This window comes from Pseudoduganella umbonata, assembly GCF_014192225.1.
Classification (GTDB): Bacteria; Pseudomonadota; Gammaproteobacteria; order Burkholderiales; family Burkholderiaceae_D; genus Rugamonas; species Rugamonas umbonata.
This window is the reverse complement of sequence record NZ_JACHXS010000003.1, coordinates 678,504-694,187: the sequence shown is the minus strand read 5'-3', so window position 1 is coordinate 694,187 and position 15,684 is coordinate 678,504. Positions and strand designations below refer to the sequence as shown.

Genomic DNA, 15,684 nt, shown 5'->3' with positions numbered 1-15,684 from the left:
AAGAATAATTGCAACCAATTCAGCTGTTGCATCCGCAATTTGAATCGCAACATCACAGCACGGAGACACGCATGACTGTACAGCGCAGGACTTTCATCGCCGCAGCAGCACTCGCCCTGGCCGGCGCCGCCTTCCCCGCCATGGCGGCCAAACCCCTCGTGATGGGCTTCTCGCAGGTCGGCGCCGAATCGGAATGGCGCACCGCGAATACCGTGTCCGTCAAGGATGCCGCCAAGAAGGCCGGCGTCAACCTGAAGTTCGCCGATGCGCAGCAGCGCCAGGAAAACCAGGTCAAGGCGATCCGCTCCTTCATCGCCCAGAAAGTGGACGTGATCGCGTTCTCGCCGGTGGTGGAATCGGGCTGGGATACCGTGCTGCGCGAAGCCAAGGCCGCGAACATCCCGGTGATCCTGACCGACCGCGACGTCAACGTGGCCGACAAGTCGCTGTACGTGACGCTGATCGGCTCCGACTTCGTCGAGGAAGGCCGCCGCGCCGGCCGCTGGCTGAACGAGTACGCCAAGAAGCAGCCGGGTAAAACGTTCAACATCGTCGAACTGCAGGGCACCGTGGGTTCGGCACCGGCAATCGACCGCAAGACCGGTTTCGACGAAGTCACCAAGGGCAATGCGCAACTGAAGCTGCTGCGCACGCAGACCGCCGAATTCACGCGTGCCAAGGGCAAGGAAGTGATGGAAGCCTTCCTGAAGGCGCACGGCAAGAATATCAACGTGCTGTACGCGCACAACGACGACATGGCGATCGGCGCGATCCAGGCGATCGAGGAAGCGGGCCTGAAACCGGGCAAGGACATCGTCATCGTCTCCGTCGACGGCGTGCGCGGCGCGTTCGAGGCCATGATCCAGGGCAAGCTGAACGTGACCGTCGAGTGCAACCCGCTGCTCGGCCCGCTGCTGATGCAGACGGCGAAAGACGTCAAGGCCGGCAAGCAGGTGCCGAAGCGCCTCGTCGTCGAGGAACGCGTGTTCCCGGCCGAGGTCGCGCTGAAAGAATTCCCGAACCGTAAATACTGATGTCGGTGGCAGGCATGGCGGCTGACCGCGCGCCGGTACTGGAACTGACCGGCATCCACAAATCGTTCCCGGGCGTGAAGGCCCTGTCGAATGCCGGCCTGCGCCTATATCCGGGCGAAGTGCACACCCTGATGGGCCAGAACGGCGCCGGCAAGTCGACGCTGATCAAGGTGCTGACCGGCGTGTACACGCCGGACGAGGGCAGCATGGTGCTCGACGGCCAGCCGATCCGGCCCGATTCCACGCTGGAGGCGCAGGAACTGGGCATCTCCACGGTGTACCAGGAAGTCAACCTGTGCCCGAACCTGTCGGTCGCGGAAAACATCTTCATCGGCCGCTACCCGCGCACCTGGTTCGGCGTCGACTGGAAGGCCATGCGCGAGCAGGCCGCCACCATGCTGCGCCAGCTGGAAGTGGACATCGACGTGACGCAGCCGCTGGCCCGCTATTCGCTGGCGATCCAGCAGATGGTGGCGATCTCGCGCGCGCTGAACACGTCGGCGAAAGTGCTGATCCTCGACGAGCCGACGTCCAGCCTCGACGAGGCGGAAGTGCAGCTGCTGTTCCGCGTGCTGCGCCGCCTGCGCGGGGAGGGCATGGCGATCCTGTTCGTCACCCACTTCCTGGACCAGACCTACGCGATCTCCGACCGCATCACGGTGATGCGCAACGGCGAACGGGAAGGCGAATACCCGGCCAGCGAACTGTCGCGTCTCGCGCTGGTGAACAAGATGATCGGCGCGCCGGCCCAGCAGGCCGAGGAGGCGGCACAGGCAGCCGCCCAGGCGCACCACGCCGGCGGCACGCTGATGACCATTGAAGGTCTCGGCCGCCGCGGCGCCCTGAAGCCGGTCGATGCGGAAGTGAAGCAGGGCGAGGTGCTCGGCCTGGTCGGCCTGCTCGGTTCCGGCCGCACGGAACTGGCGCGCCTGCTGTTCGGCGCCGACAAGGCCGACACCGGCAGCATCACGATGGGCGGCAAGACGCAGCGCTTCGACACGCCGCGCGACGCCATTGCCGCCGGCATCGGCTTCTGCTCGGAAGACCGCAAGCACGAAGGCGCGATCCTGTCGCTGTCGGTGCGCGAGAACCTGATCCTGGCCATGCAGGCGCGGGCCGGCGTCATGCGCGCGATCCCGATGAAGCTGCAGCAGGAGATCGCCGAGAACTACGTGAAATGGCTGGGCATCAAGACGGCCAGCATCGAAACCCCGATCGGCACCCTGTCCGGCGGCAACCAGCAGAAAGTGCTGCTGGCGCGCTGGCTGGCCACCGATCCGAAGCTGATGATCCTCGACGAACCCACGCGCGGCATCGACGTGCGCGCCAAGGGCGAGATCATGGATTACGTGACGACGCTGTGCAGGACGGGCATGTCGGTGCTGTTCATCTCGTCCGAACTGCCGGAGGTGCTGCGCTGCAGCGACCGCATGGTGGTGCTGCGCGACCGCGAGAAATGCGGCGAATACGTGCGCGGCGACCTGGACGACCAGACCGTGCTGCAGGTGATCGCGGGAGAGGAAGTGGAAGGAATTCGCGCATGACGCAAGCAAACATGGCGCCGCCGGCGCCCGCGCCGGCACCGTCCGGCGCATCCGGCCCCGCAGCGGGGGCCAAGCCCGCAAGGAACTCCCTGCTGTCGCATTCGCTGGCCAAGCCGATCCTCGCGCTGGCGGCCCTGCTGGTGCTGGACATCATCTTCATTCCCGGCTTCCTGAGCCTGGAAATCAAGGATGGCCACCTGTATGGCCCGCTGATCGACATCCTGAACCGCGCCGCGCCGCTGATGCTGGCGGCGCTGGGCATGACGCTGGTGATCGCCACGCGCGGCATCGACATTTCCGTGGGGGCGGTGGTAGCGCTCTCCGGAACCGTGGCCGCGATGCTGATCGGCGGCACCATGGTCATCAACAACGGCCAGCCCGAGTACGTGGCGAACACGCCGATGCCGGTGGCGCTGGCCGCGGCGCTGGGCATCGCCGTCCTGTGCGGCGCCTGGAACGGCGTGCTGGTGGCCGGCCTGAAACTGCAGCCGATCGTCGCCACGCTGATCCTGATGGTGGCCGGCCGCGGCCTGGCCCAGCTGTTCACCGATGGCCAGATCGTCACCGTGTACTACGAACCGTTCTTCTTCCTGGGCAGCGGCTACCTGCTGGGCCTGCCGTTCTCGCTGTGGGTGGTGGGCGCCGTGCTGCTGGTGGTCGGCCTGCTGCTGAAGAAGACCGCGCTGGGGCTGTTCATCCAGTCGGTCGGCATCAACCCGGTGGCCGCGCGGCTGGCCGGCATCCGCACCGCCACGCTGATCTTCTTCACCTACGTGTTCTGCTCCACCTGCGCCGGCATGGCCGGCCTGATGATCAGCTCGAACATCAAGAGCGCCGACGCGAACAACGCCGGCCTGCTGCTGGAACTGGACGCGATCCTGGCCGTCACGCTGGGCGGCACGTCGCTGGCCGGCGGCAAGTTCAGCCTGGTGGGCAGCATGATCGGCGCGCTGATCATCCAGACGCTGACGTGGACCATCTACTCGCTGGGCGTGCCGCCGGAAGTCAACATGGTCGTCAAGGCGATCGTCGTGTTCATCGTGTGCCTGTCGCAGTCGACGGGTTTCCAGAAGCTGTGGAAGGGCCGTAAGTGATGAAGATTCGGATGAAGATTCGGAAGAAGGTACGCAAATGAATACTGCTGTCATGAGCAATGGGGGCGCCCACAAGGCCGCGAACAGATCCGCGCCGGGCATCATGAGCGCGCCGTGGTTCACGTCGCTCGTCACCGTGATCCTGCTGGTGGTGCTGCTGGCCGCCGGCGGCGGCGCCTACGAAGGCTTCCTGTCCGGGCAGGTGATGCTGAACCTGCTGATCGACAACGCGCACCTGCTGGTGATCGCGGTGGGCATGGGCTACGTGATCCTGGCCGGCGGCATCGACCTGTCGGTGGGCTCCGTGCTGGCGCTGACGACGATGATCGCCGCCTGGCTGCTGAACGCCGGCTGGAATCCGCTCGCCGTGATCGCCATCGTGCTGGCCTTCGGCGCCGTGTTCGGCGCCTTCCAGGGCGCGCTGATCCACTATTTCCAGCTGCAGCCGTTCATCGTCACGCTGGCCGGCATGTTCCTGGCCCGTGGCCTGTGCTACCTGATCAGCATCGAATCGATCACCATCGAGGACCCGCTGTTCGTGGCGGCGTCGCAGACGCAGATTCCTTTCATCGGTGGATTTATCTCGCCGTCGGCCGCGATCGCGCTGGTCGTGCTGGCCGTCGCCATCTGGGCTTCGCGCCGCACCGCCTTCGGCCGCGGCGTCTACGCCATCGGCGGCAACGAGCAATCGGCGCTGATGATGGGCCTGGACGTGGCGCGCACCAAGATCGGCGTGTACGCGTTCTCCGGCTTCTGCGCCGCGCTGGGCGGCGTGCTGTTCGCGTTCTACATGCTGTCCGGCTATGGCCAGCATGCGCAGGGCACCGAACTCGATGCGATCGCCGCGGTCGTCATCGGCGGTACCCTGCTGACCGGCGGCTACGGCTATGTGGCCGGCGCCCTGTCCGGCGTGCTGGTGCTCGGCACGATCCAGACCCTGATCGCCTTCGACGGTACGCTGAGTTCCTGGTGGACCAAGATCGTCATCGGCGGCCTGCTGTTCCTGTTCTGCGTGGTGCAACGACTGCTGTCCGCCCGCTCGCAACAATCCTGAGGAGTTTTAGATGAAGAAGCAAAGCCTCGGCGCCCTGGCGCTCGCGGTGGCGGCCGCCTGCGCGGTCGTTCCGGCCATTGCGGGCAATCCGCTGTTCTCCGACAAGTTCACGGCCGATCCGGCGGTGCTGGTCGACAAGGGCCGCGTCTACCTGTACACGGGCCACGACGAAGCGCGCCCGAAGCCGCAAGACAAGGACTTCGTGCTCAACGAATGGCTGGTGTACTCGACCTGCGACATGAAGAACTGGACCGCGCACGGCACCGCGCTGCGCTACGACGTGTTCAAGTGGTCGGGCGGCTCTGCCTGGGCCAGCGACATCACGAAGGTCGGCAACAAGTACTATTTCTACGCCACCGTGCATGACAACAGCACCAATGCCAAGGGCATCGGCGTGGCCGTGGCGGACAGCCCCACGGGGCCGTTCCGCGACGCCATCGGCAAGGCGCTGATCACCAACGACATGACGATGGAAACGGATATCGCCTGGGACGACATCGATCCCGGCATCTTCGTCGACGATGACGGCACGCCGTGGCTGTTCTGGGGCAACCAGACCCTGAAGTTCGTGAAACTGAAGAAGAACATGATCGAGATGGATGGCGACATCCAGACCACCAGCCTGCCGCACTACACGGAAGCGCCTTACGTCCACAAGCGCAACGGCATCTACTACCTGTCGTACTCGCGCGAGTTCCCGGAGCATACCGTGTACGCGACGGCGAAGAAGGTGACGGGCCCGTGGCACTACCGCGGCAAGATCATGGACCAGAACAAGAAGACGCCGACGATCCACCAGGCCTTCGCCGAATTCAACGGCAAGTCGTATATCTTCTACCACAACGCCGAACTGCCGACCGGCGACGAGTTCCGCCGCTCGGTGGCCGTGGAAGAGTTCAAGTACAACGCGGACGGCACGATTCCGTTCATCCCGCAGACCACCGAAGGCCCGGCGGCGAATCCGACCGCGGCCTGCAAGAAGTAACAGAAGAAGCATTGCGCCCCCGCCAGCGGGGGCGTTTTTACTTCCATAACGATATTCCGGACTGGAGACTCCCTTGTTCAAGCCTGACGTATTCACGCGTACCTTCTTCAAGCGTGCCTTATTCAAGCGTAACTCATTGAAGCGTACCGTCTTTACCGCCGCCGCCGCCCTGTGCGCCGCGTCGGCGCTGGCCGGCAACCCCCTCGTCAAGGACAAGTTCACCGCCGATCCGGCCGTGCTGGTCGATGGCGGCCGTGCCTACGTGTACGCGGGCCGCGACGAGTCGCCGGACGACAAGGGCTACGTGATGAACGAGTGGCTGGTGCTGTCGAGCTGCGACATGAAACACTGGAAGGAGCACGGTACCGCGCTGCGCTACGACACGTTCGCGTGGGCCAAGGATTCCGCCTGGGCCAGCGACATCGTCAAGCATGGCGGCAAGTACTGGTTCTTCGCCACCGTGTCCGAACGTGCCGCGAATGCCAAGGCGATCGGCGTGGCGGTGTCGGACAGCCCGCTCGGACCGTTCCGCGACGCCATCGGCAAGCCCCTGATCACCAATGCGCAAACCCTGCAGACCGACATCGGCTGGGACGACATCGATCCGACCGTCTTCATCGACGACGACGGCACGCCCTATATCTACTGGGGCAACCAGGTGCTGAAGTACGCGAAGCTGAAGACGAACATGACCGAACTCGATGGGCCGATCGTCACCGAGGGACTGCCGCAGTTCACCGAGGCGCCATACCTGCACAAGCGCCAGGGCATCTACTACCTGTCGTATTCGCGCGACTGGCCCGAGTACACCGTGTACGCGACGAGCGACAAGGCGACCGGACCGTGGCGCTACCGCGGCAAGATCATGGACGCGAACAGGAAGACCAAGACGGTGCACCATGCGTTCGCGGAGTTCAACGGCAAATCGTATGTGGTGTACCACAATGCCGACCTGCCGGCCGGGGGCGAGCACCGGCGCTCGGTGGCCGTGGAGGAGTTCCGCTACAACGCGGACGGTACGATCCCGTTCATCCCGCAAACCGCCGAAGGGCCGGCCGCCAACCCCACGGCGAGCTGCAAGTAAACACGCGCCCCGATACCGACAGCCGTGCGTTGCAAAAGCGCGGCTGTGCGGGGTCCTGGCGGCTTTTCCGATGCCGGATTGAAACTCGGCAATGATATGATGCGCCGATGGATACACTCAATCCCAACTGGTTCCTGCGCGCGCGCCTGAAAACGCGGCAGCTGCTGCTGCTGATCGCGCTGGACGAACAACGCAACATCCACCGTGCCGCCGAAACGCTGCACATGACGCAGCCGGCAGCGTCGAAGCAGATCAAGGACCTCGAAGAGATGCTCGACGTGAAGCTCTTCGAGCGCCTGCCGCGCGGCATGGAGCCCACGCTGTTCGGCGAGACGATGATACGCCATGCGCGCATGGCCCTGACCAGCCTGTCGCTGGCGCATGACGACGTGCTGGCGCTGAAGTCCGGCCTGGTGGGCCAGGTCGAGATCGGCGTCATCATGACGCCGGCCATGTCGCTGCTGCCGCAGGCGATCGCCAAGGTCAAGCAGCAGGCGCCGCTGCTGCGCATCGGCGTGCACATGGAGCCGTCCAATACGCTGGTCAACATGCTGGAGCGGGGCACGCTCGACTTCATGATCGGCCGCATCCTCGAACACGATACCAATTCGCGGCTGTCGTACGAGGAACTGACCGAGGAGCCGGCGTGCGCCGTGGCGCGCAACGGCCACCCGCTGGCCAGTTCCAGCAACCTGACGCTGAAGGACATCGCCAGCCATCCCTGGGTGCTGCCGCCGCAGGGCAGCATCCTGCGCCACCGCGTGGACATGATGTTCCGCCGCGCCGGGCTGGAGCCGCCGGCCAACACCGTCGATACCACCGCGCTGCTGCTGATCACGGCGCTGCTCCAGCAGACCGATTCGCTGCACGTCATGCCGGTCGACGTGGCGCGCTATTACCAGTCGCTGAACGTGCTGACGATCCTGCCGATCGAACTGCCGTTCAAGATGGATGCGTTCGGCATCATCCGGCAGCAGGACCACCTGCTGTCGCCCGGTGCCAACCTGCTGCTGACCGCCGTGCGCAGCGTTGCAAAGGAGGTGTATTGATGTCGTTCGTGTTTTCGAGCCTGAATCACCCGCAGCGCGTGCCGCTCGCCGCCGAATTGCATTCGCGGCCGTTCCTGAAGCTGCGCGCACCCGAGCGCGTGTCGCACATCGCCGTGTTCGGCCATGGCCGCAACAATAACGCGCAGGCCCAGCACGAGCTGCTGGCCGCGCTGTGCACGCATTTCGGCGTGACGGCGCCGGGGCGCGAAGGCGGCTTCTTCTACCACGACTTCGGCCGCTTCCGGCTGAAGTGGGAACTGCATTCCGAGTTCGCCACGTACACATTCGCCGAGCGCACCGACGAAGCGGAAGACTTCGAGCGGATGCCGATCGAGCACGTGCCGCAGGAGTGGCTGCTGTCGCTGAAGGGGCGCGTGCTGGTGGCGGCCCACGTCATCCTGCGCAAGGGCGGGGCGGGCGACCATGCGCCGGTCCACGATCTGTTCGAGCACGTGACGCTGGCCGCCAGCAATGTAATGCAGGGCGGCGAAGTCTGCTCGGACTTCGCGATCCAGGCCGACGGGTTCTCGCGCTTCGTCGTCAACGACGTGCGCATGCGCGAACAGCAGGCCGGGCGCCTGGTGCAGCGCGTGCTTGAAATCGAGACGTACCGGATGATGGCGCTGTATGCGCTGCCGGCCGCGCAGCGCGCCGTGCCGGAACTGAACGCCGTCGAGAAGGAACTGGCCGGCGCCACCGAGGCGTTGCTGGCCTCCGACGGCACCACCGAGCAGGCGCTGCTGCAGAAGATCACGCACCTGGCCGCGCGTCTCGAAAAACTGTCGCTCGATAACAGCTACCGGTTCGCGGCGTCGAAGGCGTACTTCAAGCTGGTCAACACGCGCATCGACGAGCTGCGCGAAACGCGCATCGAAGGCGTGCCGACGGTCGCCGAATTCATGGAGCGGCGGCTGGCGCCCGCGATGAGCACCTGCGAGGCCGTCGCCGCCCGGCAGGAAGCGCTGGCGCGCCGTATCGCCAACAGCAACGACCTGCTGCGCACCCGCGTGGGCATCGTGCAGGAAACCCAGAACCGGGCCATCCTGCAATCGCTGAACGCCCGCGCCGCCCAGCAGTTGCGGCTGCAGCAGGCGGTCGAAGGGCTGTCGGTGGCGGCGATCTCGTATTACGTGGTCGGCCTGCTCGGCTATTCGATCAAGGGTGCGAAAGTGTTCGGCCTGGTGCCGAATCCGGACGCGCTGATCGGCATCGCCGTGCCGCTGGTCGCCGGCGGCGTCTGGCTCACGCTGCGCAACATGCACAAGCGGCTGCACCGCGGCGGCCACCACGCCTGAAATATTTCCCAACACCGGGGGCGCGGCAGGGGTTTCGCGGAGCATGCTCCGCGCCTGCCAAGCGGCAATGGCATGCATGCCATTGCTCCTTCCAGTCCCCAATTTTTTACAACAAACGTCGCTCTATGACGCGCTGACGAGGTCGCTGGTCGTTTTACAACAATGGGGACAGTCCCCCTGGGAGGGACTGTCCCCATTGTTTCTCCGTTGTTGAAATGCCACAGTCGGCTGGCTCTGCCATAATGTTGCGTTGACTGAACATTCGGGGTGTCATGAGAAGTCTGGCGATGCGGGGAGCGGTGCTGGGCCTGGCCGGCATGCTGGCCGGATGCGCGGCGGTGGCGGTGCCGCCGGCCGGGCAGCAGGTGGCGGCGCTGCGGTTCATCGGCGAGCAGCGCCTGCCGTCGAAGATGCCGTTCCGGGGCACGGTCGTCGGCGGCCTGTCCGGCGTCGATTACGATGCCAGGACCGGCGAATGGGTCTTCGCCAGCGACGACCGTTCGGCCGCCGATCCGGCCCGCTATTACCGCGCCACGCTGCGCTTCACGCCGGCCTCGTTCGATGTCGTCACGCTGTCGGACGTGCACCGGTTCCGCCAGCGGGAGGGCACTGGCGGCCCGGCCGCGCGGCAGCAGGCGCAGGCCGGCGGCACGGTGGCCGATATCGAATCGGTCCGCGTCGATCCGCGCGACGGCACGATCTGGTTTGCGAGCGAGGGCGACGGGCGCATCGGCATCGATCCGTTCGTGCGCCAGGCCGGCGCCGACGGCGCGCCGCGCGGCGAGCTGCCGCTGCCGGCCATGTTCCGCGAATCGCCGGCCCACGACCGCGGCGTGCGCAACAACGGCAACCTGGAAGGAATGTCGTTCGCGCCCGATGGCGCCAGCCTGTGGCTGGCGCTGGAGGCGCCGCTGTACGAGGATGGCGACGTGCCGACGCCGGAGCACGGTGCGCTGGCCCGCATCACCCGGCTCGATCGCGGCGGCCGCGTGCTGGGCCAGTACGCGTACCCGCTCGACCCGGTCCCCGCCCGCCCGGGCAAAGACAGGTTCGCCGACAACGGCATCTCCGAGATCGTCGCCACCGGCCCGCACACGCTGCTGGTACTGGAGCGCTCGGCCGTGCAGGGCGACGACGGCCGGTACCGCAACTACATCCGGCTATACGAGGCGGACCTGCGCGGCGCCACCGACGTCCACGCCGTGCCTGCGTTGGCCGGTGCCGCCGCCGCTTCCCCGGTCATCCCGGCCGCCAAGCGCCTGGTGCTGGATTTCACCACGCTCGGCCTGCCGGTGCTCGACAACCTGGAAGGCTTTGCCTTCGGCCCGCCGCTGCCGAACGGCCATGCCACGTTGCTGTTTGCCAGCGACGACAATTTCAGTAAAAGCCAGGTCACGCAGCTGCTGCTGTTCGAAGTATTGCCGGCGGTAGCGCCGCAGCGATGAGCCGTGCTCGGTAATTTGACGAAACTGGGTAAGCTTTGGCACGAGCATCAGGCGCAGGCAATACCATGGACGACATCGATTTCGGCAAGCTGATCCTGGATGAGACACCGGATGCGGTCATCGTCACGACGATCGACGGCGTGGTGCTGTACTGGACCCGGGGCGCCGGATCGGTGTTCGGCTACACGGCGGAGGAGGCGCGCGGCCGCACGCTCGCCGACCTGATCGTGCCGCCGTCGTTGCGCGATACCGAACGGGCCATCCTGTTCGACACGCTGGCCAACGGCTCGGCCAACTACGAATCGATGCGCCGCGCGAAGGACGGCTCGCTGATCTATATCGACAGCTCGAGCAAGCGGGTGCGCGGCACGGAAGGCCGGCCCGACACCATCCTGTGGACCAAGAAGGACGTCACGCCGCTGCGCGTGATGCGCGACGCGGCGCTTCTCGATGCCCGCTTCGGCAACCTGCTGGCATCGATGCCCGACGCGATCATCATGGCCAACGCGGCCGGCCGCATCGTGCTGGCGAACCGGCAGGCCGACGAGCTGTTCGGCTACCCGGTCGGCGAACTGCGCGGGCAGCTGCTGGAGGTGCTGATCCCGCAGCGCTACCGTGGCGCGCACGTGTGGCAGCGCGTCGCGTATTCGCTGGCGCCCACCCAGCGTGCGATGGGAATGGGGCGCGAACTGCACGGCTTGCGGCGCAACGGCGAGGAGTTTCCCGTCGAGATCAGCCTGTCGCCGCTGGCGACCGAGGAAGGCACGCTGGTGATGAGCGCGATCCGCGACATCAGCGAACGCAAGCGCATCGAGCGCGCGCTGCAGGAAAAGAATGCCGAACTGGCCGATGCCAGCCTGGCGAAGGACCGCTTCCTGTCGTCGATGTCGCACGAACTGCGTACGCCGCTCAATGCCATCATCGGTTTTACGGGAACGCTGCTGATGCAGCTGCCCGGCCCCGTCAACGTGGAGCAGGACCGGCAGCTGCGCACGATCCAGTCCAGCGCACGGCACCTGCTGTCGCTGATCAACGATATCCTCGACATCACCAAGATCGCCTCCGGCAAGGTGGAGCTGAACCGGGAGCCGTTCGACTGCCGCCGGCTGGTCCAGGACGTGGCGGCGATGTTTGCCCCGCTGGCCCATGCCAAGGGCCTGGCGCTGCACGTGCGGCAGGCCGACCGCAACGCCGTCGTCTGCACCGACCGGCGTGCGGTGCAGCAGATCGTCATCAACCTGCTGAACAATGCGATCAAGTTCACCGAGCAGGGCGAAGTGCGGGTGGAAGTGGAGGTCGATGAAAACGTCGACGAAGATAGCGAAAAGCGCGGCGGCAACGTCGCCGTGCCGGCGGTGCGCATCGACGTGATCGACACGGGCATCGGCATCGCCTCCGACAAGCTGGGCCTGCTGTTCAAGCCATTCACGCAGATCGACCAGGGCACCACGCGGCAGTTCGAGGGCACCGGCCTGGGCCTGCATCTTTCCGAACGGCTGGCCAAGCTGATCGATGCGGACATCGCGGTGCGCAGCGAACTTGGCCAGGGCAGCGTATTCTCGCTGTGGCTGCCCTGCGCCCTGGAGCGGTGCCAGCCGGTGCCGGCCTGACCGCCGCGGCCCTCAGGCCGGCGGCTCGGCCAGCCCGCCGGCGCCCATCGCGATAAACGTTTCCAGCAGCACCTTGGCACGGAACGGCTTGAGGATCACACGCCGCACGTCACGGCCGCGCAGCGCTTCGATGAATTCCGGATCGGCCTGCGCCGCCAGCACGGCGATCGGCATCGCCGCGTCGCTCGCGGTCTGCCCCTGGCGGACCTGGTCCACCAGCGTCAGGTCGAGCGTGCCGTCGCTGTCGATGGCGATCACGGCACCGGCATAGCGGCGTTCGCGCAGCAGCCGCTGCGCCTGGGGCAGGCTGGCCGCCTCGTCGATCGCCTCCAGGCCGAGCGAGCGCGCGGTCAGCGACACGGTGCGGCGCAGCATGTCCGCCGGTTCCACCAGCAGCATGCGGTGTTCAGGCATCGGCGGCCTCCTGCACCTTGCCATCGGCTTCGCCCGTCAGCTGCTGCACCACCAGGTGGCGCAGCGTGGACAGGATCGCCAGCTCCATGCCGTCGAGCCTGCGCGGCCGGGTATCGATCACGCACAGGCTGCCCATCGCGTAGCCGGACGGCAGCACCAGCGGCGCCCCGGCATAGAAGCGGATGTGCGGCGGGCCGGTCACCAGCGGGTTGTCGGCGAAGCGCGGGTCGAGCAGCGCGTCCTCGACCACCATGATCTCGCTTTTCAGGATGGTATGGCCGCAGAACGAGATGTCGCGGCTGGTCTGGCAGGTGGTGCCCATGCCGATCGCCGCCTTGAACCACTGGCGGTCGTCGTCGAGCAGCGTGATCAGGGCGATGGGCACGGCGAATTCCTGGGCCGCGAATTCGACGATCCGGTCGAAGCGCGCCTCGGGCGGCGTGTCGAGCATCAGCAGGGCGTACAGGGCGGCGATGCGGGCGCCTTCGTCGGCGGGTCTGGCGGGAACGAGCATGATTTGACAGTGAAACACGGGCATTTCCACTCTACCATGCCGCTCGAGGCCGCTTACACTTTTTTGCTCCCGTTCGCATTGGATTTCTGGCAAGATGCGCCGCAGAGAAACTTCGCGGAGGCGATGCATGGCAGCAGGACGCAGGGGCCGCTGGGTCCGGCGCATCGGGTGGGGCGTCCTTGCCCTGCTCGTCGTCGTAGTGATGACCGCATGGTTCTTCCTGCGCGGCAGCCTGGCCCAGCTCGACGGCAAGCGCACCGTGCCCGGCCTGCATGGCGCCGTCGCCGTGCACCGCGATGCGCTGGGCATCCCGTCGATCTCCGGCGGCGACCGGCACGACGTCGCGTATGCGACCGGCTTCGTGCATGCGCAGGACCGCTTCTTCCAGATGGACCTGCTGCGCCGCGTGGCGGCCGGCGAGCTGGCCGAGCTGTTCGGCCCGAAGGCCTTGCCGACCGACCGCAAGCACCGCCTGCACCGTTTCCGTGCCCGCGCGGCCGAGGCCTACACGCACCTTTCCGCGGAAGACCGGCAACTGATCGAACGCTACGCCGCGGGCGTCAACGACGGCCTGAATGCGCTGGGCACGCGGCCGTTCGAATACGGCCTGCTGGCGCAGGCGCCGCGCTCCTGGTCCGCGCACGACACCCTGCTGGTGATCTGGGCGATGTACTTCGACCTGCAGGGCGCCAGCGCGGGGCGCGAACTGTCGCGCGGCTGGATGCGCGACAATTCGACCCCGGAACAGCTGGCCTTCCTGTTGCCGGAAGCATCGCCCTGGGATGCGCCGGTCGATGCCGGCGACATCCCGGTGGCGCAGGCGCCGGTGCCTGCCGCGCCGCCATCGTGGTGGGGCCAGACGGGCCCGCGCGATGCACTGATGATGACCGCCGCCGAAACGCTCGACCCTCCGGACAGCAATACGGGCAGCAACAACTGGGCCGTGGCCGGCAGCCGCAGCACGACCGGGGGCGCCATCGTCGCCGACGACATGCACCTGGGGATCAAGCTGCCGAACACGTGGTACCGCGCGCTGCTGCAAGTACCGGACAGCAACGGCAGCACGCGCCGCATCGTCGGCGTCACGCTGCCGGGTACGCCGTTCGTCGTGGTCGGCAGCAATGGCCACGTGGCCTGGGGGTTCACCAACAGCTATGGCGACTTCCTCGACCTGGTGCCGGCCGCCGCCGACCCGGCGCGGCCCGGCCAGGTGCGGCTGAACGGCAAGTGGGAACAGCCCGTGCCGCACCGCGAAACGATCCTCGTGAAGGGCGCGCCGGCCGAGACGATGACGGTGCGCGAAACCTCCCGCGGGCCGCTGATCGACACCGCCGGCCGTACCTGGGCGGTGCACTGGATCGCCCATGAAAGTGCGCTGCTGAACGTGAACCTGCGGCGCCTGGAGGCGGTGGACACGCTGGACGAGGCGCTGGCGGTGGCCAATGCTTCCGGCGTGCCGGCGCAGAATTTCGTGGCCGGCGACGCCGCCGGCAACATCGGCTGGACCATCGCCGGCCCGCTGCCGCGCCGCGCGCCCGCCGCCGCCGACGCCAGCTATCCGCTGCCCGACGGCGATGCCGGCTGGCAGGGCACGCTGCAGCCGCGCGAATACCCGCGCGTGGTCAATCCCCCGACCGGGCAGCTGGTGACGGCGAACAGCCGCCAGCTGGCCGGGCCCGGCGCCCGGCTGCTGGGCGACGGCGGCTACGACCTGGGCGCGCGCACGCGGCAGGCCCGCGACATGCTGGCGGCACTGGGCCCGAAACTGGACGAGAAGGCCGTCTACGGCGTGATGCTCGATGACCGCGCGCTGTTCCAGGCACGCTGGCGCGACCGCGCGCTGGCGCTGCTGGACGATGCCGCGATCAAGGCCGATCCGAAGCGCGCGGAGGCGGCCCGCCTGTTGCGCTCGGGGTGGACCGGCCGTGCCAGCGTGGATGCCAGCGGCTACCGGATCGCGCGCGGCTTCATGTGGAACCTGTACGAGCTGCTGTATGGCGGCGCCAACCGGCAGATGGCCGAGTGGGCCGGCAATGCCGCGCTGGCCGGCAAGCGCTGGCCCGACGTGATCGAACGGCTGCTCGACAGCCAGCCGGCCGCCTGGCTGCCGCGGCAGTACGCCAGCTGGCGTCACCTGCAGCTGGCCGCCCTCGACCGCACGATCGGCGACCTGGCGGCCGATGGCCAGCCACTGTCGAACGCCACCTGGGGCGCGTTCAACACGGCCGCGATCGCGCATCCGATCGCCGGCGCGGTGCCGGCGCTGCGGCAATGGCTGAGCGCGCCGGCCGACCAGCTGCCGGGCGATGCCAACATGCCGCGCGTGGCCGGGCCGACGTTCGGCCAGTCCGAGCGGTTCACCGTTTCGCCCGGCAAGGAAGAGGGCGGCATCTTCAACATGCCGGGCGGGCAGAGCGGCCATCCGCTGTCGCCCTACTTCCTGGCCGGCCATGCGGACTGGGTACGGGCGCGCGCCACGCCGCTGCTGCCCGGCCCGGTGGAGCACACGTTAGCTTTCGCGCCGTGATATGGCATATTTTCGGTGCATAATGTCGCAGCACA

General features: G+C 67.0%; 13 protein-coding genes. 11 read left to right on the top strand and 2 right to left on the bottom strand.

The window, feature by feature from the left end; translation table 11 throughout:
- Window positions 1–71 precede the first annotated feature (71 nt).
- From FHS02_RS11685 to FHS02_RS11640, 10 genes are all read left to right on the top strand, one after another.
- On the top strand, window positions 72–1,034 hold the full coding sequence (locus FHS02_RS11685; protein ID WP_137313576.1) for an ABC transporter substrate-binding protein: 963 nt from the start codon (window positions 72–74) through the stop codon (window positions 1,032–1,034).
- Window positions 1,035–1,048: 14 nt separating this feature from the next.
- The gene (locus FHS02_RS11680; RefSeq protein WP_137313575.1) at window positions 1,049–2,578 is read left to right on the top strand and encodes a sugar ABC transporter ATP-binding protein; all 1,530 of its coding nucleotides are present in this window, start codon (window positions 1,049–1,051) and stop codon (window positions 2,576–2,578) included.
- Entirely contained in the window at window positions 2,575–3,672 is a 1,098-nt protein-coding gene (locus tag FHS02_RS11675) for an ABC transporter permease (RefSeq protein WP_229422591.1), read from the top strand. The genes FHS02_RS11680 and FHS02_RS11675 overlap by 4 nt, the downstream gene beginning before the upstream one ends.
- Window positions 3,673–3,775: 103 nt before the next feature.
- Complete coding sequence (gene yjfF, locus FHS02_RS11670) at window positions 3,776–4,726, top strand: galactofuranose ABC transporter, permease protein YjfF (RefSeq protein WP_137317364.1); 951 nt, start codon at window positions 3,776–3,778, stop codon at window positions 4,724–4,726.
- Between the two features lie 10 nt (window positions 4,727–4,736).
- Window positions 4,737–5,711 carry a glycoside hydrolase family 43 protein gene (locus tag FHS02_RS11665; protein ID WP_137313574.1) on the top strand — a complete coding sequence of 325 codons (975 nt, stop codon included), beginning with the start codon at window positions 4,737–4,739 and terminating at the stop codon, window positions 5,709–5,711.
- Between the two features lie 73 nt (window positions 5,712–5,784).
- Window positions 5,785–6,795, top strand: coding sequence for a glycoside hydrolase family 43 protein (locus FHS02_RS11660; RefSeq protein WP_307722197.1), 1,011 nt, complete (start codon window positions 5,785–5,787; stop codon window positions 6,793–6,795).
- Between the two features lie 107 nt (window positions 6,796–6,902).
- Complete coding sequence (locus tag FHS02_RS11655; RefSeq protein WP_137313573.1) at window positions 6,903–7,844, top strand: LysR family transcriptional regulator; 942 nt, start codon at window positions 6,903–6,905, stop codon at window positions 7,842–7,844.
- The gene (locus FHS02_RS11650; protein WP_137313572.1) at window positions 7,844–9,139 is read left to right on the top strand and encodes a DUF3422 family protein; all 1,296 of its coding nucleotides are present in this window, start codon (window positions 7,844–7,846) and stop codon (window positions 9,137–9,139) included. Before FHS02_RS11655 ends, FHS02_RS11650 begins: the two co-directional genes overlap by 1 nt.
- Window positions 9,140–9,411: 272 nt before the next feature.
- Window positions 9,412–10,584: an esterase-like activity of phytase family protein gene (locus FHS02_RS11645; protein WP_137313571.1), complete on the top strand. Its 1,173-nt coding sequence runs from the start codon at window positions 9,412–9,414 to the stop codon at window positions 10,582–10,584.
- 65 nt (window positions 10,585–10,649) lie between these two features.
- On the top strand, window positions 10,650–12,194 hold the full coding sequence (locus FHS02_RS11640) for a PAS domain-containing sensor histidine kinase (RefSeq protein ID WP_137313570.1): 1,545 nt from the start codon (window positions 10,650–10,652) through the stop codon (window positions 12,192–12,194).
- A 12-nt stretch (window positions 12,195–12,206) separates the two neighbouring features.
- Here the strand turns inward: FHS02_RS11640 and FHS02_RS11635 are convergent, their stop codons facing one another.
- Window positions 12,207–12,608, bottom strand: coding sequence for an ANTAR domain-containing protein (locus tag FHS02_RS11635; RefSeq protein WP_137313569.1), 402 nt, complete (start codon window positions 12,606–12,608; stop codon window positions 12,207–12,209).
- Complete coding sequence (locus FHS02_RS11630) at window positions 12,601–13,122, bottom strand: GAF domain-containing protein (RefSeq protein WP_137317362.1); 522 nt, start codon at window positions 13,120–13,122, stop codon at window positions 12,601–12,603. The genes FHS02_RS11635 and FHS02_RS11630 overlap by 8 nt, the downstream gene beginning before the upstream one ends.
- A 127-nt stretch (window positions 13,123–13,249) precedes the next feature.
- On the opposite strand from FHS02_RS11630, the gene FHS02_RS11625 reads away from it, so the two are divergent.
- On the top strand, window positions 13,250–15,649 hold the full coding sequence (locus FHS02_RS11625) for a penicillin acylase family protein (protein WP_137313568.1): 2,400 nt from the start codon (window positions 13,250–13,252) through the stop codon (window positions 15,647–15,649).
- Window positions 15,650–15,684: the final 35 nt, after the last annotated feature.

Coding starts and splice junctions, on each gene's coding strand:
- FHS02_RS11685 (WP_137313576.1), top strand. CDS start 72: ATGACTGTACAGCGCAGGACTTTCATCGCCGCAGCAGCACTCGCCCTG.
- FHS02_RS11680 (WP_137313575.1), top strand. CDS start 1,049: ATGGCGGCTGACCGCGCGCCGGTACTGGAACTGACCGGCATCCACAAA.
- FHS02_RS11675 (WP_229422591.1), top strand. CDS start 2,575: ATGACGCAAGCAAACATGGCGCCGCCGGCGCCCGCGCCGGCACCGTCC.
- yjfF (WP_137317364.1), top strand. CDS start 3,776: ATGAGCGCGCCGTGGTTCACGTCGCTCGTCACCGTGATCCTGCTGGTG.
- FHS02_RS11665 (WP_137313574.1), top strand. CDS start 4,737: ATGAAGAAGCAAAGCCTCGGCGCCCTGGCGCTCGCGGTGGCGGCCGCC.
- FHS02_RS11655 (WP_137313573.1), top strand. CDS start 6,903: ATGGATACACTCAATCCCAACTGGTTCCTGCGCGCGCGCCTGAAAACG.
- FHS02_RS11650 (WP_137313572.1), top strand. CDS start 7,844: ATGTCGTTCGTGTTTTCGAGCCTGAATCACCCGCAGCGCGTGCCGCTC.
- FHS02_RS11645 (WP_137313571.1), top strand. CDS start 9,412: ATGAGAAGTCTGGCGATGCGGGGAGCGGTGCTGGGCCTGGCCGGCATG.
- FHS02_RS11640 (WP_137313570.1), top strand. CDS start 10,650: ATGGACGACATCGATTTCGGCAAGCTGATCCTGGATGAGACACCGGAT.
- FHS02_RS11635 (WP_137313569.1), bottom strand. CDS start 12,608: ATGCCTGAACACCGCATGCTGCTGGTGGAACCGGCGGACATGCTGCGC.
- FHS02_RS11630 (WP_137317362.1), bottom strand. CDS start 13,122: ATGCTCGTTCCCGCCAGACCCGCCGACGAAGGCGCCCGCATCGCCGCC.
- FHS02_RS11625 (WP_137313568.1), top strand. CDS start 13,250: ATGGCAGCAGGACGCAGGGGCCGCTGGGTCCGGCGCATCGGGTGGGGC.